Below are 21,575 nucleotides of genomic sequence, written 5' to 3'. Positions count from 1 at the left end.
GGGCATTGCCAGGCTGTCCGTTATGCCCGTAATCTTCAGGGGTCGGACCGGCTCCCCACCCCGGACCGAGGGCGGCCCCACCGCCCGATCCGTCGTCGTCCCGCGCTGCCCGCCGGACGGGACCGGACCGCACCGTCCTGCCGTACTCGGACCGCACGACCCGCACGACCCGCACGACCCGCACCTCCCCACCTCCCCACCTCCCCACCTCCCCACACCGTCCCGCCCCACCCCACGGGCCCGGACGCCTCTGCGAAGGACCTCCCGCAGTGATCCCAGTGACCCCACAGACCCTCCCCCTCGGGCGTCCCGCCCGTCGCCTGGCCGCGGCCGGCGCCGCCGCGCTCGCCCTCACCGCCCTCACCGGCACGACCGCGGGGGCCATCGGCCCGCGCCCGGTCTCCGGTCAGTCGCCCGTCTCCGGCACCGGCTCCGGCCCGACCGTCGACGGCGGCACCCTCGGCTCGGTCGGCGGGACGACGTACCCCTCCGCGGCCGACCCGGGCTGGGTCCCGGTCACCGCGGCCCCGCCCGCCGCCGGCCTCACCGCGCTGCCCGTCCGCATCGTCCGGGTCGCCACGACCGCGCAGCTGACCGCCGCCCTGGCCGCCCCCCGCCCCGGTGACCGCATCGAGCTGGCCACGGGCACGTACGCCGGCCCGGTCACCCTCAAGGGCTCGGGCACCGCCGACCACCCGGTCGTCGTCGCGGCGGCCGCCGGGGCGACTCCGGTCATCGCGACCCCGAACCAGCGCTACCCCTCCTGCGGCGCCACCGGCCCGGACGAGGACAAGACGCTGTCCTTCATGCAGGGCGCGAGCCACTGGGTCCTCACCGGCCTGACCATCCGCGGGGGCGTGAAGATCTCCTCGCTCGGCGCGGACGAGGTGCAGAACTGGCAGAAGGCCATGATCAACACGCACAACTGGGCCGCCCGCCGCGGGGTGCCCGGGGCGTCGTACCCGGCCAACCCGGCCGCGTCGCGGACGCTGCGCTCCTACTTCGCCGGCGTCACCGGCAAGCCCCTGGCGCCGACCCAGGACATCCAGCTGCTCGGCAACACCCTCACCGGCAAGGGCGTCTTCGGGCGCTTCTCCGAGTGGGGCGTCATCGCCGGCAACACGATCACGGACATCGCCTGCGGCACCGGCCCGGCGCTGTGGCTGGCCAACTACTCGCACGGCAACCTCATCGCCGACAACGACGTCTCGCACGTCGCGACCTCGACGGCCAGCCACTACATGCAGGAGGGCATCCGCCTGGGCAACGGCTCCGACTACAACGTCGTCGCCGGCAACAAGGTGCACGACCTCGACCGCAACGGCCGGGCCTTCACCACCGACCAGGACTCGTCCTTCAACCTCTTCACGAGCAACGTCGCGGACAACGTCACCATCGGCTTCAACGAGCAGCAGTCCGGGTGGGGCAACACCTGGACCCTCAACGTCGCCAACCGCGCGTCCTCCGCCGCCTTCAGCTTCCGCATGGAGGACGTCCGCCTGGCCGCGCCGTCGAAGGACACGAGCTCCTACTACACCGTCGTGACGTGCAACATCGCGACGAACAGCGCCGTCGACCTGCAGGCCGGGGCGATGGCGGGCGCGACCTTCCGCGGCAACAGCTTCGGGCGGATCGCGATCGGACAGGCCCTCGCGGGCTACTGGAGCGGGCAGGGCGACCGGTGGAACGACACCTCGCTGGCCCCCAGGAGCACCCCGAGCGGTTCGGCGCCCGCTGCCACGGGCTGCTGAACCTCGGGGCGGGACCGGCTGCAGGCAGGCGCCGTCCCGTCCCGACACGCTGCCCCGCTGGGAGGGGAGGTTCCTGGCGGGGCAGCGGCCCACCGGCCGCGGTCGTCCCCCGAGTGGCGGCAACGGCCGGGCGTACGGCGCCCTGGGGAGGGCGCCGTACGCGAGTGGCGCTGCCGCGGTGGTCGGCTAGAGCGGGTGGACCCGCGGGCTGCGGCAGTCGACGTCCACCGTCGTCTCGCCGAAGCGCACGTGCATGCGGTCGCCGTGCACGCGCACGACCCGCCCGAGGCCGTGGCGGTCGTGCTGCACCCGGTCGTCCACCTGGTAGTCCGGGGTGGGCGGGGCGGCCTCCCGACGGAACGGACTCGTGGACTGCTTCGAGCGGGCGGCGGTCGATCGGGAGTCCATACCCTCCAGTCTCACCCCGAACGTGGGTCAGGAGCAACGTGGGGCCTGTTGCGCAGGTTCCCGGTGCGGGGCGGATCCCACCTGACGGCCCGTTCCCCGCGGGTGAAACGCTCTCGCACCTGGGTCACGTGGTCCGCACAGCATCCGCACAGCCCCGCTCCGGATCGTCGTCGCCAGTGGTCGCGTCGGCGGCCCCGAGACCAGGAGACCGAGCGTGACCATGACCGCCGACCCCACCGACCGGAGCCGGGCGGCCGCGCCGTACGAGCTCGTCCGGCCGGGCGCGCACCGCGTGCCCCGCTGGTGGCGCGACGCCGCCGGCGCGCTCACCTGGGCGAGCATGCTCGTCGTCGTCGCCCTGTGGGTGCACGGCGGCGGGGTGGCGGACCTGCTGACCGGCGGGGGCACGACCGTGACCACCCTGGGCCGGGTCACCGGCCTCGTCGCCACCGACCTGCTGCTCGTGCAGGTGCTGCTCATGGCGCGGATCCCGTTCGTCGAGCGCAGCTACGGCCAGGACGAGCTCGCCCGGCGGCACCGGCTCGTCGGCTTCTGGTCGGTCGACCTCATGCTGGCCCACGTCGTGCTCGTCACCGTCGGGTACGCGATGACGGCGCGGGTCGCCGTGCTCGCGCAGACCTGGGACCTGCTCGTCGACTACCCCGGGATGCTGCTGGCCCTCGTCGGCACCCTCCTGCTGCTCCTCGTCGCCGGCACGAGCATCCGCCGGGCCCGGCGCCGACTGCGCTACGAGTCGTGGCACCTGCTGCACCTCTACGCCTACCTCGGGGTCGGCCTCGCCCTGCCGCACCAGCTGTGGACCGGCGCCGAGGTCCTCTCCAGCCCCCTCGCGACGCTCTACTGGTGGACGCTGTGGGGCGCCGCCGCGGCCGCCGTGCTCGTCTGGCGGGTCGGCGTGCCGACCTACCGCACCCTGCGCCACGACCTGCGGGTGACCGCGGTGGTGCCCGAGGCCCCCGGGGTCGTCTCGATCTGGATGACCGGGCGCGACCTGCACCGCCTGCCGGCCAGCGCCGGGCAGTTCCTCACCTGGCGCTTCCTCGGCCGCCCGGGGTGGACCCGCGGCCACCCCTACTCGCTGTCCGCGCCTCCGACCGGCGACTCGCTGCGGATCACCGTCAAGGCCCTCGGCGACGCCAGCGGCGACCTCCTCGGGCTCCGGCCGGGGACCCGGGTCGCCGTGGAGGGGCCCTACGGCCGGCTCCACGAGGGGGTCCGCACCCGCCGCAAGGTCCTGCTCCTGGCGGCCGGGATCGGCGTCACCCCGCTGCGCGGCCTGCTCGAGTCGCTCCCGCAGCAGCCGGGCGACGTCACCCTGGTCTACCGGGCCCGGGGGGAGCACGACCTCGTGCTGCGCCGGGAGATCGAGGACCTCGCCGCCCAGCGCGGCGCCCGCGTCGTCTACGTGCTCGGGCCGCGGGTCCGCAGCCGCGACTCCTGGCTCCCGCAGAGCGCCGCCGGCCTGGACGACGCCGCCGCGCTGCGCGACATCGTGCCCGACGTCGCCGACCACGACGTCTACCTGTGCGGGGCCGAGGCCTGGATGGCCGCCGCGCGCACCGCCGTGCTGGCCGCCGGCGTCCCCGAGGACGCCGTGCACGTCGAGCACTTCGCCTGGTGACCCCCGGCGCCCCCACCCGCCACTCGAGAAGGAGACCGCCGTGCGCCGCATCGTCGTCGCGCTGATGAGCACCCTCAGCGGCCTCGTGCTGCTGTTCGCCTACCCGACCAGCCACGGCGCCGCCCTGGCCACCGCCCGCCCCACCCCGTCGCAGGACCCGACCGGCACCACCGACGGCACCACCGACGGCACCACCGGCGGCACCACGAGCGACGGCACCAGCGGCGGGTCGACGCCCTCGGACACGCCCTCGGCCGCCCCGTCCGGCTCCTCGGGCTCCTCGGGCTCCTCGGGCTCCTCGAACGCCTCCACGGGCCTCAAGGACGGCACCTTCACCGGCGACTCGACCGACACCCGCTGGGGACCGGTCCAGGTGCAGGTCACGGTGAGCGGCGGCAGGATCACCCAGGCGCAGGCCGTCGTCTACCCGGACGGCAACGGCCGCGACCAGGAGATCAACGCCTACGCCCTGCCGATCCTCGCCCAGGAGGCGGTCGCCGCGCAGTCGGCGCAGATCGACGCGGTCTCCGGCGCCACGGTGACCAGCGACGGCTACGTCACCTCGCTGCAGTCCGCCCTCGACCAGGCGCACGCGTGACGGCCGACGCGGCCGCGCTCCCCCGCCCGGCCGACCTGCCGCGCCTGCGGACCGAGCCGGCCCGCGACGACGACCCCGCCATGCCCCGCCGCGCCGTCGTCGAGCAGGTCATGGGCCTGCCGGTCAGCCTGCACGTGCGCGGCCCGGGGGCGCACGGCGACGCGGTCGCGGCGGCCCTCGCGGCGGCGTACGAGCGGCTGCGCGCCGACGACGCCACCTTCAGCCCCTACCGCCCCGACAGCGTCGTCAGCCGCGTGCGCGACGGCCGGGCCCGGCTCGCCGGCTGCGGCCCGCGGGTGCGCCTGGTCGCGTCGCTGTGCGACGAGGCGCGCGAGCGCACCGACGGCGCCTTCGACGCCGTGCGTCCCGACCCGGTGACGGGCCGGCGCTGGTGGGACCCGACGGGGCTCGTCAAGGGCTGGGCGGTGCAGGACGCCGTACGGGGTCTGCGGGAGGAGCTCGAGCGCCTCGGGCGCCGGCACGGCGGGTACGACCTCCTCGCCGTCGCCGGCGGCGACGTGGCCGTCGCGTGCGCGCGGACCGACACCCCCGACTGGGTGGTCGGGGTCGAGGACCCGGCCGACCGCGCCCGCCTGCTGGCCACGGTGCGGCTGCGCACCGGCGCGGTCGCGACGTCGGGGACGGCCGCCCGGGGGGCGCACGTGCACGACCCGCGCACCGGGGTCGCGGCGACCCGCCTCGCCTCGGCGACCGTCGTCGGCCCCTCGCTGCTGTGGGCGGACGTCGACGCGACGGCGCTGCTCGTCGACGGCCGGCCCGATCCCGCCCCGCTGCCGGGCTGGTTCCGCCGTCAGGTGGACTCGACGGCCCTGCTGCGGGCCGCCTGAGCCGGCCGCCCGGCCCGGCTCAGTCCCAGAGCCGGCGCAGGTAGACCACCGAGTCGGCGACCTGCGCCAGCGGGGTGTTGGTGTTCTGGCTCTCCTTGCGCAGCCGCGCGAAGGCCTCGTCGTAGTCCACCTGCAGCTGGTGCATGACGATGCCGACCGCGGCCCCGATCCGGCGGTTGCTCGACAGCGCCCGGCGCAGGTGCAGGACCTCCCGACGCAGGTCGTCCGGCGAGAGGGCGGCGAGCTCACGGCTCTCCCGGCTCTCGCGGTCGTCGCCGTCCGGTGTGGACGGCCCGGTCACATCAGGCGTCAACGCTCATCTCTTCGTACGTCTCCGGGACAGATGGGCGGCCCTTTTGCTGGAGCGGAAGACCCGGGGATGCCGAACCTACTGCACATCGCCGCCCGCCTGACAGACAGGGTCCGTCACGGTTCGGCCCCGCCGTGACGCCGTGGCACCCACCTGCCAGGGACCGTTTCTCCACCGCTCCACCGGATCCGTGGCGCCACCGCCGTGGTCCGAGCCCGGCACCTGGGTACAGGCGCCATGGCTCCCGGGCGGACGTCGAGCAGAGAGCGCCCGCCCGGGGGTCCCCCCGGCGGCCGCGGTGACGCGGCCGCCGAGGGTTGTCGGTGGGCGCCGCTAGCCTCGGTCCAGCGCCTGCGGGCCGCCGGTGCGGTCCTCCGTCCGGCTCTCTGCTCGGCCCGCAGTCGCTGCGTCCCTCTCGCCGTGCCCGAGCCGTCCCGGCCACCAGGTGCGCGGACCGAGGTCGAGGGCGAGCGCCGGCACGAGCAGCGAGCGGACGACGACGGTGTCCAGCAGCACGCCGAAGGCGACGATGAAGGCGATCTGGGCGAGGAACAGGATCGGCAGCACGGCCAGCGCGCCGAAGGTCGCCGCGAGGACGATGCCGGCGCTGGTGATGACCCCGCCGGTGACGGTGAGAGCCACGAGCACGCCCCGCCGGTGACCGTGCTCGGCCGTCTCCTCGCGGGCCCGGGTCATGAGGAAGATCGAGTAGTCGACGCCGAGCGCGACGAGGAAGACGAAGCCGTAGAGCACCGTCGTCGGGTCCCCGCCCGGGAAGTCGAGGACGTGGTTGAAGACGAGCGCCGAGACGCCCATCGTCGCGCCGAAGGACAGGATGTTGGCCAGGACGAGCAGCACGGGGGCGACCAGGGCCCGCAGCAGCAGGACGAGGACGACGAAGACGATGCCGATGATCGTCGGGATGACGACCTTGATGTCGCGGTCCGCGGCGGTGCGCACGTCGAGGGTCTGGGCGGTCTCGCCGCCCACGAGGACGTCGGGCGAGATCGCGTGCAGGTCGGTGCGCAGCCGGCTCACCGTCGCGACGGCGGCGGGGGCGTCCGCGGGCGCGGTCAGGGTGGCCTGCACGAGCACCTGCCCGTCGACCACCTTCGGCGGCCGGCCCGGCTGCGAGCCGACGTACGGCGTCGTCACGCCCTCCTCCTGCTGCAGCTGCGCCAGGACGCGCTGGGCCTGGTCCTGCGGCGCGACGACGAGCACGGGCGAGCCCGACCCGGCGTCAAAGTGGCGGGCCAGCACCTCCTGCCCGAGGACCGAGTCGACCTTCGTGAGGAAGGTGTCGGTCTGCGAGATCCCGGCCGTGCGCAGGGTCGGCAGGAAGGCGGACGCGCCGAGCAGGACGAGGGTGACCAGGACCCAGGTGCGGCGCGGGTGGGCGCCGACCGCGCGGGCCACCCGCCCCCAGCCGCCGCCGGCCTCCACCGCGTCGGCCCGGTGCACGTGGTCGACCCGCGGCACGGCCGGCCAGAAGATCCACCGGCGGCCGAGGACGAGCAGGGCCGGCAGCAGGGTCGTCGCCGACAGGAACGCGCCGACGATGCCGAGCGCGGCGACGGGGCCGAGACCCGAGGTCGCCTTGAGCTGGGCGAGGGTGAGGGCCAGTAGGCCGAGCACGACGGTGGCGGCGCTGGCGGCGATCGGCGCGATCGTCGCGCGCCAGGCGGTGCGTAGCGCGGCCCAGGTCGACTCCTGGTCGTGCAGCTCCTCCTTGTAGCGGGCCACGAGCAGCAGCGAGTAGTCGGTCGAGGCGCCGACGACGAGGATCGACAGGATGCCCTGGCTCTGTCCGCTCACCGTGATCCACCCGGCGTCGGCGACGAGGTAGACGACGAGGCCGGCCGCGGCGAGGCCGAAGCCGGCGGTGAGCAGCACGGCGAACGGCAGGACGGGGCTGCGGTAGACGACGAGGAGGATGAGCAGCACGACCCCGAGCGCGACGAGCAGCAGGATGCCGTCGATGCCGGCGAAGGCGGTGACGAAGTCGGCCACGGTGCCGGCGGGGCCGGTGACGTACGCCGTCCAGCCCGTCGCGCGCAGGTCGTTCTTGACCGAGTCCTTCACGGCGGCGACGACCTCGGCGAGCACGGTGCTGTCCCCGACCGTCTGCGTGGCCCTGTCGGCCGCGAGGGGGAGGACGACGAGGACCGCCCGCCCGTCCTTGCTCGGGACGGCGACGGCCTGGGCCCCCGCGGTGAGGTAGTCCCCCACCGTGCGACCGGCGAGCCCCGGCAGCGGGAGCCCGGGCAGACCCGCGGCGAAGCGCTGGGCGTCCTGCTGGTCGGTGGCGGAGAGGGCCTGCGGCTTCTCGGCGACGACGATGAGCGGGAGCGAGGGGTCCGAGAGGAGCGCGGCGACCTTGTCCGCCACCCGGGTCGACTCGGCGTCGGCGGGCAGGAAGGAGGCGTTGTCGTTCTTCTGCAGGCTCGACAGCTCACCCGTCTTCGGGCCGCCGACCCCGGCGAGCGCCAGCCAGGCCAGCAGGACGACGACGGCGCCGAGGACGACCCGGGGCCCGAGCCGCGGGGTGCGCTCGTGGCGACCGCGTCGGCGCCGGCGGCCGGAGCCCGACGGCGACTCGGCGTCCGGGACGGAGGAGGGGGTGGCGGTCACGGCGGGACGTCCTTCCGGGGGCGCCGACAGCGCGTCGGCGTAGGATGCTCAGGATCTTGGTCAACAGATTGCTAAGTAGGTTACCTATTATGCCCACCACCGGACGCCCCGGGCCGCGGCCGGCCGACACCCCGGTGCGCGACCCCGCCCTCCAGCCTCTCCCCGGGTGGCAGCAGACGTCGACCCTCACCGCCCTGCAGACGCTCATCGACGCCGCGTCGACCGTGCCCGCGGCCGTCGCGCGTCGGGCGGAGGTCAGCGCCTCCGAGCTGCACGCCCTGCGTCACCTGTCCGCCGAACCGCTCGGCCCCGCCGAGCTCGCCCACCGCCTGGGGGTGACGACGGCCGCCGCCTCCGGCGTCGTGGACCGGCTCGTGGCGCACGGTCACGTCGAGCGCCGGCCGCACCCCAGCGACGGGCGACGCACGGTCGTCGTCCTCACCGACGGCGGACGCACCGAGGCGTTCGCCCGGCTCGCGCCGATGTTCGAGGCGCTGGCCCGGCTCGACGGGTCGCTGTCCGACGAGGAGCGGGCCGTCGTCGACCGGTACCTCGCCGGGGCGACGGCCGCCATCCGCACGCTGCTCTGACCGCGCGGCGCCTCCCAGGTCCCTCCCAGCCGTCGCCGGATGTTCACCTCGTCCCCGCGTGGAGGTCACCGGCGGCCGATGGGCTGGCCGCGCAGGCCCGCGCCCGGACCTGGCGCGCCCGACGGGCGCGGTCGGACCACGAGGAAGAGCCCTCCCAGTGACGTCGCACACCCACGGTGGCCACACCCACTCGCACGACCACGACCACCCGCACTCCCACGCCGACCTGCCGATGTCCACGGTCGAGGCGGTCGACACGCAGATCCCCGACCACGACCTGACCGCCGCCGGCCTGCGCCGACGCCAGTTCCTCACGCGGGCCGGCCTCATCGGCGCGGCCGCCGCGGGGGCCAGCGTCCTCGGGCAGACCGAGTCCGCCGCCGCCGACGGCGCGGCGCCGACGGCCCGCCCCAGCACCGGCTCCTACCAGTGGCTCGCCGGCGACCACCACATCCACACGCAGTACAGCTCGGACGCGATGTACCGCGTCGCCGACCAGGTGCAGCACGCCGGCGCCTACGGCCTGGACTGGATGGTCATCACCGACCACGGCAGCGTGACCCACGCCAAGCTCGGCGTCGACCAGGTCAACCCCGACATCGTCGCCGCTCGCCAGCAGTTCGGTGACCGCACCCTCGTCTTCCAGGGCCTGGAGTGGAACATCCCCGGCGCCGAGCACGGCACCGTCTTCGTGCACCCGGGCGCGCTCGAGGTCGCCGTGCTCAAGGAGTTCGAGAACTCCTTCGACGGCGTCGTCAACGGTTGGACCTCCTCCTCGGCCGCCAACGAGGCGCACGCCCTCGACGGCCTCGACTTCCTCGCCGGCTCGGTCACGTCCGGCCGGGTCAAGGACGCCGCCTTCTTCGCCAACCACCCCGCACGCAAGGGCATCGACTCCCCGCACGAGATCCGCGGGTGGCGCGACCGCCAGCCGACCGTCGCGCTCGGCATGGAGGGGGCCCCCGGCCACCAGGCCGCCGGCATCCCCGCGCCGTACGGGCCGGGCTCGGGCCGCGGCTACTACGACAACTCCCCGTCGGCCGACAGCTTCGCCGGCTACCCGCTCGAGTCCTACGTCACGTACGGCGGCTTCGACTGGATGACCGCCACGGTCGGCGGGCTCTGGGACTCGCTCCTCGCCGAGGGCAAGGCGTGGTGGATCACCGCGAACTCGGACTCGCACCAGATCTACCTCGACGACTCCGTGCGCGGCGGCGCCGGCACCATCGACGAGTTCACCGCCCTCGGGCACTACGTCCCGCCGGTGCACGGCACCACGGGGGCCAGGACGACGCAGGGCGACTTCTGGCCGGGCTACTACTCCAAGACCCACGTGGGGGCCTCGCGGTTCAGCTTCGCCGCGGTCATGGACGGCCTGCGCGCCGGCCGCGTCTGGGTCGACCACGGCGGTCTGGTCGGCGGCCTCGAGGTCGGCGTCCGCGCCAAGGGCGACCGGTCCCCCGGCGCCACCCTCGGCTCGGTCGTCACGCCGAAGCGGGGCACCCGCACCGAGCTGGTCGTCGCCGTGACCCCGGCCGTCCTGCCGAACTTCGCCCAGTTCCTCCCGCAGCTGGCGCGCGTCGACGTCGTGCGCGGCTCGGTCACCGGGGCGGCCTCGGACCGGGACACCTTCCACGCCCCGGACACGAAGGTCCTCGTGCAGCGCGACGTCTCCGGCGCGAAGGGCAAGGTCGTCTTCACGGTCGACCTCGGCTACGTCGACGAGCCGTTCTACGTCCGCCTGCGCGGCACCGACGGCAAGCGACAGGCGGTCGGTCTCAACGGGGCCGCGGTCGACCCGGCGGGCCCCGCCGCGGACGTCCTCGGTGACGCCGACCCGTGGCAGGACCTGTGGTTCTACACCAACCCCATCTGGGTGCTGCCCCGGTGACCGACCAGCACACCGCCGTGGTCCGCCAGGTCACGACCTGGCGGACCACCGTCGCGGCCGAGCACGACACCCAGCCGCTGCTGGGCGACGACGTCGTGCTGGCCGCCACCCACTTCCTGCCCGACCACGCCGGCGTCGCCGTCGTCCTCGAGTGCACCGACGGGTCGCTGGAGGTGCTGGGGGCCAGTGGTCCGCACGCGGAGATCGTGGCGGGAGAACACCGCTCGCGCACCTCGGGCCGGGTGTTCCATTTCTCGGGAAGCCTCCTCCTGGAGGAGGAGGTAACGGTGGCGACGCTGCTCACCACGACGTCGGTCGACGTCGTCGAGGGGCTGGGTGGGACCCCGGTCGACCCGTCCGCGGTGCTCGTGACACGCCGCTTCGTCCGCCCGACCTTCACCGGTGGGCGGCTGCGCCTGCTCGTGCGGCCGGCCGCCGGCGGCCGGGTGGCCTGCTTCGAGCAGCCCGACCCCACCCCCTGCTGCGCGGCCCACTCCTGACCTGGAGGGACGCCGTACGGCGTGTCGGTGTGAGCCGCGACCGAGGGGGTACGGGGTGCCGGCGGGCGCGACGGGCGCCCCGCACCGACCGGCCGCACCAGGCACCTCCACAGCCCCACCGGAGCCCTCTCGTGAACACCGCCCTGCTCTTCGGCACCACCGCCGTGCTCACCGTCACCGGCGCGGCGTCGCTGCCGTTCGTCATGCACCGTCTCGAGGACAGCCTCTCGGGGCGCGACGCCCTCCCGGCCCCGGCCGAACGGGCCGCCACCCCGGTCCAGGCCCCCGCCCGGGAGCAGGTCCCCGGCCTGGCCCAGCCCGACGCGGCCTGAGAGGGCCCGCGATCGCGGGTCAGAGCTCGAACTGCACCCGGGCGACGTCCTGCGCCCACGGCGCGAGCTCGTCGCGCAGCCGGTTGTGCTCCTCGTCGAGGTCGTAGCGCCGGTAGGCCTCCTCGTCGACGACGTCGGCGACGAGGGCGAAGCTCCACGTCCCGTCGCGCAGCCCGAGGTCGGCGCCCTGGGTGTAGGCGACGGTGCCGGGCAGGTCGAGACCGGCCACCCGCTCGCGCCAGTGGGCCGCCCACGAGGGGTCGACGCCGTCGCGGAGCCGGACGAGGACCACGTTGCGGATCACCCGCGGAGCCTGTGCCGGGGCCGGCGGCGGCGACCCGTCAGGCCGGCCACGGCACGCTCACCGTGTCGGGCAGCCCCACGACGCTCTCCTCGGCCAGCAGCAGGTCGTCGGTGAGGTCGCGGTCGCGCATGTCGGGCGCCCCGCCGTCGCGGTCGTCCAGCCAGCGCAGCGCCTCGGCGAGCGGCGCGGGCCGGGCGCCCTGGAGCCGCAGGCAGCGGACCGCGGCGACGAGCTCGGCGGCGAGCACGGCGCGGTAGCGGGACACGGCGTCGAGGGCCTGCCGGGCGGCGAGCGTCGCGAACGACGCGTCCTCCTCGACCCCGCGCGAGAGGGTGACGACCTGCAGCCCGGCCGGCGTGGCGAGCGCCCGCAGCTCCGCGAGCGCCGACGCGGCGGAGTACTCCACGATCATCACGCCCGAGGCAGCCGGGGTCCCGTCCCCGAGGAAGGGCCGCTCGCCGGTGTAGGCCGGCTCCGTGAGCATGGCCAGCCGGGCCAGGCTCAGCTGTGCCGACTGCGCCACCGCGAGGGTGAGGGCGTCGAGCGACTGCACGAGGTAGGCCGCGTGGAAGGCGCCGTGGTGGGCGACGCCGTACCGGGCGCTGAGCAGCGGGTTCTCCGACGCGGTGTTGGCCATCGCGACGACGACGTGCTCGGCGAAGCCGACCCGGTCGACGACGGCGCCGTGCACCTGCGGGAAGGTGCGCAGGCCGAAGGGGTCCTGGATGCGGGCGGCCTGCGGGGACGGACCGGCCAGGGTCCGCATCGCGCGGCACACCGCCTGCGCGCCGGGGAACGGGGTGGCCACCTCGACGGGCTCGCCGAACGCCTCGACGTTGCCTCGGACGGCGTGGAAGGCGAGGGCCGCGACGACGACCGAAGCCCGCACGAGCCGGCGCAGGTCCGCGACCGCGAGCGCGGCGTCGCCGAGCACCGCGGCGTTGCTCGACATGAAGGTCAGCGCGTCGCCGGCGTCGAAGGTCACGGTCGCGGGCACCGCCGGGACCGCGGGGGCGCTGGGCCGCTCGCCGGTGAGGACGAGCGCGGTGGTCGCGAGCGCGGCGAGGTCGGCCGTGCCGACGCTGCCACCCTCGCGGACCGGCGGGAGGGCGTCAGCCGAGACCATGGCGACGAGGGCGTCGAGGACGCGCGGGTCGAGCCCGGAGCCGTCGGCGGCCAGCTGGTTGGCCCGCACCAGCAGCATGGCCCGGACCCGCTCGGGGGCCCGCCGCTCCCCCGAGCTCGTCGCGTGCGAGCGCAGCAGCTGCAGGGCCCGTTCCGCGGAGGCGGTCACCTCCTGGTCGCGGTTGGCCCCCACGCCGGTCGAGCGCCCGTAGACCGAGCGCTGCTCGGCCACGGTGCCCGCGAAGGCGTACGACGCCGCGACCCGCGCCCGGGCCTCGTCGCTCACCGCGACCGGACCGGGACGGCGGGCGGCGCGGACGACGTCGTCGAGCGAGAGGCTGCTCCCGTCGAGCACGAGCACGAGACCTCCAGGGCGCCGGGGACGACGTCACCCTAGCCACGGTCGACCATCAGCCGGCGACGACCCCGAGCAGGTGCGCGACGGTGCCGGCGACGGCGTCCCGGGCGGGGGCGAGGTAGCGCCTCGGGTCGGTGAGGCCCTCGTCGTGCAGGGCCTCGCGCACGGCGCCGGTGAAGGCGACGTTGAGGATGGTGCCGATGTTGACCTTGGTCACCCCGGCCGCGACCGCGGCGGCCAGGGTGGCGTCGGGGACGCCGGACGACCCGTGCAGGACGAGCGGGACCGGCAGCCGGGCGGCCAGGGCGGCGACGAGGTCGAGGTCGAGCGCCGCGGTCCGGTCGACCATCGCGTGCGAGCTGCCGACCGCGACGGCGAGGGCGTCGACGCCGGTCGCGGTGACGAAGGCCGCCGCGTCGTCCGGGTCGGTGCGCACCCCGGGGGCGTGCGCGCCGTCCTTGCCGCCGATCTCGCCGAGCTCGGCCTCGAGGAACAGGCCGTGCTCGTGGCCCCAGGCGACGGCGTCGGCGGTGGCGGCCACGTTGGCGTCGTACGGCATGCGCGAGGCGTCGACCATGACCGAGCTGGCGCCGACGTCGGCGGCGCGGCGCAGCAGCGCGCCGTCCTCGACGTGGTCCAGGTGCAGGGAGAGCCGCGCGCCCGACTCCTGCGCGAGCGCGGCGAGCGCCGCGGCGAGCGGGGCCGGTCGTCCGCCGTGGTACCGGACGGCGTTCTCGCTCAGCTGCAGGACGGCGGGCCGGCCGGCACGCTCGGCGCCGGCGGCGATGGCCTCGGCGTGCTCGAGGGTGATGACGTTGAACGCGGCGACACCGTGACGGCCGGCGCGGGCCTCGTCGACGAGCTCGGCCGTGGTGACGAGGGGCACGCGGATCCTTCGGCTAAGAGGTCCCCCGGGACGGGAGGGGAGCCGGCACCGGGACTCGAACCCGGAACCCCCTGTTTACAAGACAGGTGCGCTGCCAGTTGCGCCATGCCGGCCGGGCGCCGTACGGGCGGTACGACGCGACGGATCGAGCCTAGAGGATGCGCAAGGGGCCCCGCGGCGTCGCCGCGGGGCCCCTGCTGGTGGTGCTGGGTGCTGCTCAGGCCGGCATGCGGATCTGCTGGCCGACGAAGATCAGGTTCGGGTTGCTGATCGACTTGGCGTTGAGCGCCCAGAGGGACTGCCAGCCGCCCTGGACGTGCGCGGCGGTGGCGAGCTTGCTCAGGGTGTCGCCGCTCTTGACGGTGTAGACGGCCCCCGGCTTGAGGGACGTCGTGGGGGCGGTCGCCCGGGGCGCGACGGCCTTCGGGGCCACCTTCGGGGCGACGGTCTTGGGGGCGACCGTCTTCGGGGCCGAGCGGACCGTGGAGCGCGAGGTCTGCGGGGCGGCCTGGCGGACCGTGCTCGGCGCCGCGGCGGCGGCGCTGCTGGCGCCCCCGTTGGTGCGGCTCAGACCGGCGCGGGCGCCGCAGACCGGCCAGGCGCCGGGGCCCTGGCCCTGGAGGACGCGCTGGGCGATGGCGATCTGCTGGTCGCGGGAGGCGAGGTCGGCGCGCGAGGCGTACGCCGTGCCGCCGTACCCGGCCCAGGTCTGCTGGGTGAACTGCAGGCCGCCGTAGAAGCCGTTGCCGGTGTTGATGGCCCAGTTGCCACCGCTCTCGCAGGCGGCGACGGTGTCCCACACGCTGGCGGCGTGCGCGGAGGAGGAGGTGGCGATGCCACCGGCGACGGCACCGAGGCCGGCGACGCCGACGCCCGCGAGCCGGACCTGGAGCGAGCGGGCCCGGGAGCGACGGGCCGAGGCGTGCTTGGGGGTGTAGTGCTGCACTTGGTTCCCTTTCCTGACGCGCGCCTGCGAGGTGAGCTGACGGGATCGGGCTGTCAGGTGCCCGGCCGGCGGACCGGCTTCTCCCCGGGGGTCTTACGACCCAGGTGGGTCCCCCGTCCTCGCCATGGGCCCCGGCCCCCGTGGGGACCGGGCGGGACGTCCGCCTGGCGAGGCTCGGCGCGGCGGACGTGCGTGCGATGTGCTGGAGTGACCCCCGCCGACGGTGCCGGACGGGGGGCGCGCTCGGTCGTGAGGGACCGGTCGGCCTCACGACGGTACGACGTTTCGCGCCACGAACCAAGCCCGCGGAGCACCTTTCCGTGACCTTTCCGTGACCTGTGAGACGGTTCCCAGGCCAAGCGACCACGTCGCCGAGGACGTCTTGCTGCTCCGGAGGTGCCCGTCCCGGCCCGTACTACGCCCGATCCGGGCACGTCCGGAGCACGAAGACGTCCCGGCGGAGAGGCGGGTCAGGTGGAGCGGAGCGAGGCGAGGGGGTCGGTGGTCAGCGGCCACCAGACGACCGCGCCGTCACGGGCGAGCACGAGGGCGGCCAGGCCCAGCGCGGCGAGCACGAGGACGGGGACGACGACCCGGGCCGCGCGGGCGGGCACGACGCCCCGCACGACCGAGCGCGAGCCGCGCCGCAGCGACGACCCCCCGGGCCCCCACCAGGCGACGAGCGCGCCCGCCAGCACCCCGACGGCCAGCGACGGGCCGGCCGACTCCGACGGCGACCCGCCGAGCGTGGCGGAGACGAGCAGCGCGGCGCACACCGTGCCGGCGACGGTCACGACGGCCGGCAGCAGCAGCGCGAGCGCCGTCGAGGCGAGGGCCGCGAGCAGGTGCCAGGGTCCGGTCACCACCGCGCGCGGCACGTCGGAGCCGCGCCGACCGCGCTCGTAGCGGCGCACGACGAGCGAGGTGACGGTCCGGTCGCTGGTCCGGGCCAGCCAGCACCAGGCGACGACCGCGACCGCGGTGACCCCCGGCCACGTGGCGGCCCCGGCGGCGACGAGGGTGAGCAGCGCGGCGAGGGTGCCGCTGCGCAGCGGCAACCCGCGCCGCGGGTCCTGCCCGCCCGGCTCGCCGTACGCCGGCTCGACCGCCGGGTCCGGCTCGCCCCAGCCGCCCTGCTCGACCGGGGCGCCGTACGGGACGTCGTACGGCGTGCCCTGCGGCGGCGGGGGCTGGGCGGGCAGCGCGGAGGTGCGCCAGGTCTGCTGCCGCTCGGTCGGCGGTGCGGCCGCCTGCTCCTCGAGCTCCCGGCGACGTCGCTCGGTGCGGGCCTCGCGCCGCTCGGCGAGCCGGTCGCGCCAGCCCGGGGCGGTGGCGTCCTCGGCCGGCAGCGGGGTGTCCCAGTCGAGCGGCGCCTGCGCCCACACGTCGTCCGGGTCCCTCGGGGAGGCGGCCGTCGGCTGCACGCGGGGCGCGGCCACCGTGGCGCGGCCGCCGGAGCGGTAGCGCGCGAGGGCGGCGACGACCTCGCTCGTCGGGGGGCGGCGGGGTGGGTCGGGGGCGAGCGCCGCCTCGAGCAGCGGTCGCAGCCGGCCGTCCACGCCGGTGAGGTCGCACTCGCCGTGCCGGACCCGGGCGAGGACCGCCTCCATCCGGCCGCGGCCGAAGGGCGGCCGCCCGGTCGCGGCGAAGGCGATGGTCGCGGCCCAGCCCCACCAGTCCGTCGCCTCGGTCACCTCACCCCCGGCGAGCACCTCCGGGGAGAGGTAGCCGGGGGTGCCCATGACCAGGCCGGTGCTGGTGAGGCGGACGTCGTCGGCGACGTGCGCGATGCCGAAGTCGATGAGGACGGGGTCACCGTCGAGAAGCAGGACGTTGCCCGGCTTGAGGTCGCGGTGCACGACGCCGACGGCGTGGATGGCCTCGAGCGCGCCGACGAGGCCCTGGCCGAGGCGCAGCAGGTCCGGGCCGCCGAGCGGGCCGTCGCTCGCGACGACCTCGTCGAGGGACGGGCCGGGGACGTAGCGCGTGACGAGGTAGGGCCGCTCGCCGTGGATGTCGGCGTCGATGACCGCGGCGACCCGCTCGTCGCGGATCCGGCCGAGCGTGTCGACCTCCCGCTCGAGCCGGGCGCGGGCGTCGGGGTCGTAGGCGATGTGCGGCCGCAGCACCTTGATGGCCACCGCCCGGCCCTGCGGGTCGAGGGCGAGGTGGACGACGCCCATCCCGCCCTCGCCGATCCGCTGCAGCAGCCGGTACGGCCCGAGCCGCTCGTGCGTCTGGGGCTCGCGGGCCTCCGCCGCCTCGCCGACCGCGCCGGGCGGGGCGGGCACGGCGGTGGTCGGCTCCGCCGCCGGCACCGGCCGGGTGGGGTCGCCCACCCTGCCGTCGCGACCGGCGTGCGTCGTCATGTCCCTACGGTAAGCGCATCCGGTGGCGGCGCCGGGGCGGCGCGGCTCAAGGGCGGCTCAGGATCGGGTCGGGTCGCGCGTTCCTCGAAGATCGTCGAGGAACGCGGCCGGAACCAGGCCGGGCGCCTGCGCTCCTCGACGATCGTCGAGGAACGGGGACGCGAACGTGACCGCGCTACTGCTGGATGTAGCCGACGAGCTGGTCGCGCTCGGACTGCAGCGTGTCGATCCGCAGCTTGACGACGTCGCCGATGCTGACGATCGAGTGGAGCACGCCGTCGACGGTGACCGGCACGTGGCGGATCCGCCGCTCCGTCATCGTCCGGGCGAGCGCCTCCAGCTCCTCGTCGCTCTCCGCGGTCGCCACGTCGCGGGTCATGATCGCCGAGACGGGGCCGTCGACGACGCCGACGCCGTCACGGTGCAGGTGCCGGACGACGTCGCGCTCGCTGACGATGCCGTCGACGGCGCGGCCGTCGCCGCTGACCACCACCGCGCCGATGCCGTGCTCGGCGAGGACCTCGAGGAGTCGCGCGACCGTCTCGTCCGGACCGACCGTCACGACGCCGTCACCCTTGTTGCGCAGCACGTCTGAGATCTTCATGACCAGACGGTAGAGGCCCGCGCCGGGACACGCCAGACCCCGCGTCGGCGACGGCCCCCTAGGGTAGGAGCCGTTCCCCCGACCCAGGAGCGACGCACCCGTGACCCGGCGGTACGACCTCGTCATCGCAGCCAACCGACTCCCCGTCGACCGCGTCGTCGCGGCGGACGGGTCGACGTCGTGGGGCCGCAGCCCGGGGGGCCTGGTCACCGCCATGGACTCCGTCATGCGCGGCCGCGACGGCGCGTGGGTGGGCTGGGCCGGCGACCCGGGCGAGGCGCCGGAGCCCTTCACCGAGGCCGGGATGTACCTGCGACCGGTGCCCCTCAGCGAGGAGGAGGTCGCCCACTACTACGAGGGCATGAGCAACGACACCCTCTGGCCGATCTACCACGACGTCATCGTCCAGGCCTCGTTCCACCGCGAGTGGTGGCGGGCCTACACCACGGTCAACCGCCGCTTCGCCGAGGCCGCCGCCGAGGTCGCCGACGATGGCGCGACGGTGTGGGTGCAGGACTACCAGCTCCAGCTCGTGCCGGCGATGCTGCGCGAGCTGCGGCCCGACCTGCGGATCGGCTGGTTCGACCACATCCCCTTCCCCCCGGTCGAGCTGTTCGCCCAGCTGCCGTGGCGGCGGCCGATCCTCGAGGGCCTCATCGGCGCCGACTTCCTCGGCTTCCAGCGCGTCGCCGACGCCCAGAACTTCGTCCGGGCCTGCCGCCAGCTGCTGCGCGCGCAGACCCGCAAGGACACCGTGACGGTGCACCGCCCCGACGGCGGCACGCACACCGTGCGGGCGGCGGCCATCCCCATCTCGATCGACTTCCGCGGCCTCGAGGAGCTGGCCCGCTCCGAGTCGGTGCGACAGCGCGCGGCCGAGCTGCGCCACCAGCTCGGCGACCCCGAGGTGCTCATGCTCGGTGTCGACCGGCTCGACTACACCAAGGGGATCCGGCACCGGCTCAAGGCGTACGAGGAGCTGCTCCAGGACGGGGCGATCGCCCCGCCGCAGGTGACCCTCGTCCAGGTCGCGACCCCGAGCCGCGAGCGCGTCGACTCCTACCGCGAGCTGCGCACCCAGATCGAGACGACGGTCGGGCGGATCAACGGCGACCACGGCGCGATCGGGTCGCCGGCGGTCCACTACATCCACCACACGCAGCCGCTGGAGGAGATGGCGGCGCTCTACCTCGCCGCCGACGTCGCGCTCGTCACGCCGCTGCGCGACGGGATGAACCTCGTCGCCAAGGAGTACGTCACCTGCCGCTGGGACAACGGCGGCGCCCTCGTGCTGTCGGAGTTCACCGGCGCCTACCACGAGCTGCACCAGGCCTTCGTCTGCAACCCGCACGACGTCGAGGGCCTCAAGCAGACCATCCTCAAGGCGATCCACACGCCCTCCAAGGACAAGGCCCGGATCATGCGCGCCCTGCGCCGGCGGGTCGCCGACCACGACGTCCAGCGCTGGGCGCAGCGTTTCCTCGACGCCCTCGCCGCCGCCCCGGGGGCCCCGCAGCGGTCCGCGCGTCAGGACGCGGAGGACGAGGCCAGCCAGGAGGCGCGCTGGGCGGCGGACGAGCGCCGCGGCCCCCGACGCCGTACGACGTCCTCGACGCCGGCCGGCGCCGACCGGGGGCAGCGGTGAGCGACGTCGGCGCCCTCGGCGACCCGGCGCTGGAGGACGCGCTGACCGGGCTCGCCCGCCGCCGGACGGTGCTCGTCGCGTCCGACCTCGACGGGGCCCTGGCGGAGTTCACCCGCGACCCGGCCGACACCGTGCCCGCCCCGGGGGCGATGCTCGCCCTGCGCGGCCTGGCCCGCCTGCCCGGGACGTCGGTGGCCGTCGTCTCCGGCCGCGACGCCGCGACGCTGGCCGAGCTGACGGGGGTGCGCCCGGGTGACCCGGTCGCGCTCGTCGGCAGCCACGGCGCCGAGTCGAGCGTGGCCGGGGTGACCGCGCAGCGGCTCGACGACGGGCAGCGCGCCCTCCTCGACGAGCTGACGACGACCGTCGCCGAGCTGATCGAGCGGCACCGCGGAGCGCGCCTGGAGCGCAAGCGCGCGGCGGTGGCCGTGCACACCCGCGGGCTGTCCGACGACGCCGAGCAGGCCGCCCTCGAGGAGGCGGTGGGGCTCGGCGAGGGCCGCGACGACGTCCGCGTCCTGCGGGGGAAGTCGGTCGTGGAGCTGTCGGTGTCCCACGCGGACAAGGGTTCCGCGCTGCTGGCCCTCGCCCGGGTGGTCGGCGCCGAGTCCGTCTTCTACAGCGGCGACGACGTCACCGACGAGGACGCCTTCCGGGTGCTGCCCGCCGCCGACGGCCACGTGACGGTCAAGGTCGGGGACGGCGGCACCGCCGCCGAGCACCGCGTGCCGTCCGTCGGCGCGCTCGTCGTCGTCGTCCGGCGGCTGCTGGCCCTGCGCAGCGACCTCGCCCCGGGCGCCCGCTGACGCGGCCTCAGGGGGACGCCGGACCGACCTCGCGCAGGGCGGCCCGGAGGGCCGGCAGGTCGTCGCGGCCCAGGGCGTAGTCGCCGGTCGCCCCGGTCGTCGCCGGGGTCGTGTCGAAGTAGACGAAGCCGCGCACCCGGGCGGTGCCGCGCAGGTAGCCCCCCAGCTCGCGCAGCCAGGTGGCCTTGCCCGCCCCGTCGACCCCGATCTCGGCCAGCAGCACCGGCTGCGGGCCGAGCGCCGAGAGCGCGTCGACGGTCGGGCCGAAGGTCGACCACGGCGACGTGCCGCCGTGCTCGTAGCCGGTGAGCCCGAGCGCGTCGACGACGTCGCGGCCGGGGTAGAGCCGCGCGAGGTCCGCCGCCGGTCGGGTCGGACCGAGCGCCGCCGGGGCGAACACCCAGCGCACCCGCAGCGCCGGCGCGACCCGGGCGAACAGCGCGTGCACGTGGCGCCACGCGGCGACGTACTCCTGCGGGGTGTTGCCGTTCTTGCCCATCGACCACGGGTACCAGTCGCCGTTCATCTCGTGGGCGAAGCGCAGGTAGATCGGGCCGGGGGACGACGCCAGCGCCCTCGCCTGCCGGGCGAGCGCGGCGTCGAAGCGGCCCGTCAGCAGCTCGGCGAGCGAGTCGGTGGGGTCCGGCGTGCCGGTCCGCGCGGACACGTGCCACGGCTCGAGGGTGACGAAGGGGGTGAGCCGCGCCGCGGCCAGCTGCCGCAGCGCCGAAGCCGTCCAGGTCGAGTCGTAGCGGATGAAGAGACCCGCCACCGTGGGGCGCGTGCCCAGTCGCTCGCCGACGGAGGCGACGGTGGAGGTGCGGGCGTTCGGCACGTCGAGGCCGAAGAAGACGGGGTGCCACGGCGCCGGCGTCGGGTCGGGCGACGGGCGGCTCGAGCCACCGAGGACGGCCAGCGCCACCAGCCCCGTGAGGATCGCGGCGGCCCAGCGGACGGCCGGTCGCCGCCGACGACCGGTGGCGGTCGGGTCGTCGGCGCGCACCACCGCAGGGTACCTAACGGACATGTCG

Annotated in this window: 20 protein-coding genes, 1 tRNA gene and 1 riboswitch; of the genes, 10 read left to right on the top strand and 11 right to left on the bottom strand. The window is 75.7% G+C overall.

Features of this window, described 5'->3' with window-relative positions:
- The first annotated feature begins 278 nt into the window (after nt 1-278).
- Nucleotides 279-1,751, top strand: coding sequence for a right-handed parallel beta-helix repeat-containing protein (locus FB458_RS10005; protein WP_141848364.1), 1,473 nt, complete (start codon nt 279-281; stop codon nt 1,749-1,751).
- A gap of 186 nt (nt 1,752-1,937) precedes the next feature.
- Here FB458_RS10005 and FB458_RS10000 read toward each other — a convergent pair whose 3' ends face one another.
- Nucleotides 1,938-2,159 (bottom strand): hypothetical protein, encoded by a 222-nt coding sequence (locus FB458_RS10000; protein WP_141848363.1) that lies wholly within the window; start codon nt 2,157-2,159, stop codon nt 1,938-1,940.
- Between the two features lie 220 nt (nt 2,160-2,379).
- Here FB458_RS10000 and FB458_RS09995 point away from each other — a divergent pair, with 220 nt between their 5' ends.
- From FB458_RS09995 to FB458_RS09985, 3 genes are read left to right on the top strand one after another with little or no spacing between them, the layout of a single operon-like run.
- Complete coding sequence (locus FB458_RS09995; RefSeq protein ID WP_141850454.1) at nt 2,380-3,801, top strand: ferredoxin reductase family protein; 1,422 nt, start codon at nt 2,380-2,382, stop codon at nt 3,799-3,801.
- 40 nt (nt 3,802-3,841) lie between these two features.
- A complete protein-coding gene (locus tag FB458_RS09990; protein WP_141848362.1) occupies nt 3,842-4,399 on the top strand; it encodes an FMN-binding protein in 558 nt (185 codons plus the stop codon).
- On the top strand, nt 4,396-5,247 hold the full coding sequence (locus tag FB458_RS09985; protein ID WP_246061147.1) for an FAD:protein FMN transferase: 852 nt from the start codon (nt 4,396-4,398) through the stop codon (nt 5,245-5,247). Before FB458_RS09990 ends, FB458_RS09985 begins: the two co-directional genes overlap by 4 nt.
- 19 nt (nt 5,248-5,266) lie before the next feature.
- Here the strand turns inward: FB458_RS09985 and FB458_RS09980 are convergent, their stop codons facing one another.
- Nucleotides 5,267-5,548: an ANTAR domain-containing protein gene (locus FB458_RS09980; RefSeq protein WP_170185629.1), complete on the bottom strand. Its 282-nt coding sequence runs from the start codon at nt 5,546-5,548 to the stop codon at nt 5,267-5,269.
- Nucleotides 5,549-5,890: 342 nt separating this feature from the next.
- A complete protein-coding gene (locus tag FB458_RS09975) occupies nt 5,891-8,188 on the bottom strand; it encodes an MMPL family transporter (protein WP_141848360.1) in 2,298 nt (765 codons plus the stop codon).
- An 89-nt stretch (nt 8,189-8,277) separates the two neighbouring features.
- Here FB458_RS09975 and FB458_RS09970 point away from each other — a divergent pair, with 89 nt between their 5' ends.
- From FB458_RS09970 to FB458_RS21300, 4 genes are all read left to right on the top strand, one after another.
- Complete coding sequence (locus FB458_RS09970; RefSeq protein ID WP_141848359.1) at nt 8,278-8,778, top strand: MarR family winged helix-turn-helix transcriptional regulator; 501 nt, start codon at nt 8,278-8,280, stop codon at nt 8,776-8,778.
- A 157-nt stretch (nt 8,779-8,935) separates the two neighbouring features.
- Nucleotides 8,936-10,669, top strand: coding sequence for a PHP domain-containing protein (locus FB458_RS09965; protein WP_246061146.1), 1,734 nt, complete (start codon nt 8,936-8,938; stop codon nt 10,667-10,669).
- Nucleotides 10,666-11,169, top strand: coding sequence for a hypothetical protein (locus FB458_RS09960; protein ID WP_141848358.1), 504 nt, complete (start codon nt 10,666-10,668; stop codon nt 11,167-11,169). The genes FB458_RS09965 and FB458_RS09960 overlap by 4 nt, the downstream gene beginning before the upstream one ends.
- A gap of 131 nt (nt 11,170-11,300) precedes the next feature.
- Nucleotides 11,301-11,501: a hypothetical protein gene (locus tag FB458_RS21300; RefSeq protein ID WP_170185628.1), complete on the top strand. Its 201-nt coding sequence runs from the start codon at nt 11,301-11,303 to the stop codon at nt 11,499-11,501.
- A gap of 19 nt (nt 11,502-11,520) precedes the next feature.
- On the opposite strand, the gene FB458_RS09950 is transcribed toward FB458_RS21300, so the two are convergent.
- The 7 genes from FB458_RS09950 to FB458_RS09920 all read right to left on the bottom strand — a co-directional run bounded on the left by FB458_RS09950 (nt 11,521) and on the right by FB458_RS09920 (nt 18,093).
- Nucleotides 11,521-11,805, bottom strand: a complete 285-nt coding sequence (locus tag FB458_RS09950; RefSeq protein ID WP_141848357.1) for a Dabb family protein — start codon at nt 11,803-11,805, stop codon at nt 11,521-11,523.
- A 37-nt stretch (nt 11,806-11,842) separates the two neighbouring features.
- A complete protein-coding gene (locus tag FB458_RS09945; RefSeq protein ID WP_141848356.1) occupies nt 11,843-13,291 on the bottom strand; it encodes an aromatic amino acid lyase in 1,449 nt (482 codons plus the stop codon).
- A 49-nt stretch (nt 13,292-13,340) separates the two neighbouring features.
- Nucleotides 13,341-14,174 (bottom strand): class II fructose-bisphosphate aldolase, encoded by an 834-nt coding sequence (locus tag FB458_RS09940; protein ID WP_141848355.1) that lies wholly within the window; start codon nt 14,172-14,174, stop codon nt 13,341-13,343.
- 40 nt (nt 14,175-14,214) lie between these two features.
- Nucleotides 14,215-14,287: transfer RNA gene (locus FB458_RS09935), tRNA-Thr, on the bottom strand.
- Nucleotides 14,288-14,391: 104 nt separating this feature from the next.
- The gene (locus FB458_RS09930) at nt 14,392-15,120 is read right to left on the bottom strand and encodes a LysM peptidoglycan-binding domain-containing protein (RefSeq protein ID WP_141848354.1); all 729 of its coding nucleotides are present in this window, start codon (nt 15,118-15,120) and stop codon (nt 14,392-14,394) included.
- Nucleotides 15,121-15,147: 27 nt separating this feature from the next.
- Nucleotides 15,148-15,236, bottom strand: a riboswitch (cyclic di-AMP (ydaO/yuaA leader).
- A gap of 354 nt (nt 15,237-15,590) precedes the next feature.
- Complete coding sequence (locus tag FB458_RS09925; RefSeq protein WP_141848353.1) at nt 15,591-17,489, bottom strand: serine/threonine-protein kinase; 1,899 nt, start codon at nt 17,487-17,489, stop codon at nt 15,591-15,593.
- 175 nt (nt 17,490-17,664) lie between these two features.
- The gene (locus FB458_RS09920) at nt 17,665-18,093 is read right to left on the bottom strand and encodes a CBS domain-containing protein (protein WP_141848352.1); all 429 of its coding nucleotides are present in this window, start codon (nt 18,091-18,093) and stop codon (nt 17,665-17,667) included.
- Between the two features lie 100 nt (nt 18,094-18,193).
- On the opposite strand from FB458_RS09920, the gene FB458_RS09915 reads away from it, so the two are divergent.
- Nucleotides 18,194-19,738 (top strand): alpha,alpha-trehalose-phosphate synthase (UDP-forming), encoded by a 1,545-nt coding sequence (locus tag FB458_RS09915; protein ID WP_141848351.1) that lies wholly within the window; start codon nt 18,194-18,196, stop codon nt 19,736-19,738.
- A complete protein-coding gene (gene otsB, locus FB458_RS09910) occupies nt 19,735-20,544 on the top strand; it encodes a trehalose-phosphatase (RefSeq protein WP_246061145.1) in 810 nt (269 codons plus the stop codon). Before FB458_RS09915 ends, otsB begins: the two co-directional genes overlap by 4 nt.
- A 7-nt stretch (nt 20,545-20,551) precedes the next feature.
- Here otsB and FB458_RS09905 read toward each other — a convergent pair whose 3' ends face one another.
- The gene (locus FB458_RS09905) at nt 20,552-21,547 is read right to left on the bottom strand and encodes a glycoside hydrolase family 26 protein (RefSeq protein ID WP_170185627.1); all 996 of its coding nucleotides are present in this window, start codon (nt 21,545-21,547) and stop codon (nt 20,552-20,554) included.
- Nucleotides 21,548-21,575: the final 28 nt, after the last annotated feature.

Origin of the sequence: Lapillicoccus jejuensis, from assembly GCF_006715055.1 — a bacterium.
Lineage (GTDB): Bacteria > Actinomycetota > Actinomycetes > Actinomycetales > Dermatophilaceae > Lapillicoccus > Lapillicoccus jejuensis.
This window is presented reverse-complemented; position numbering and strand designations above follow the sequence as displayed.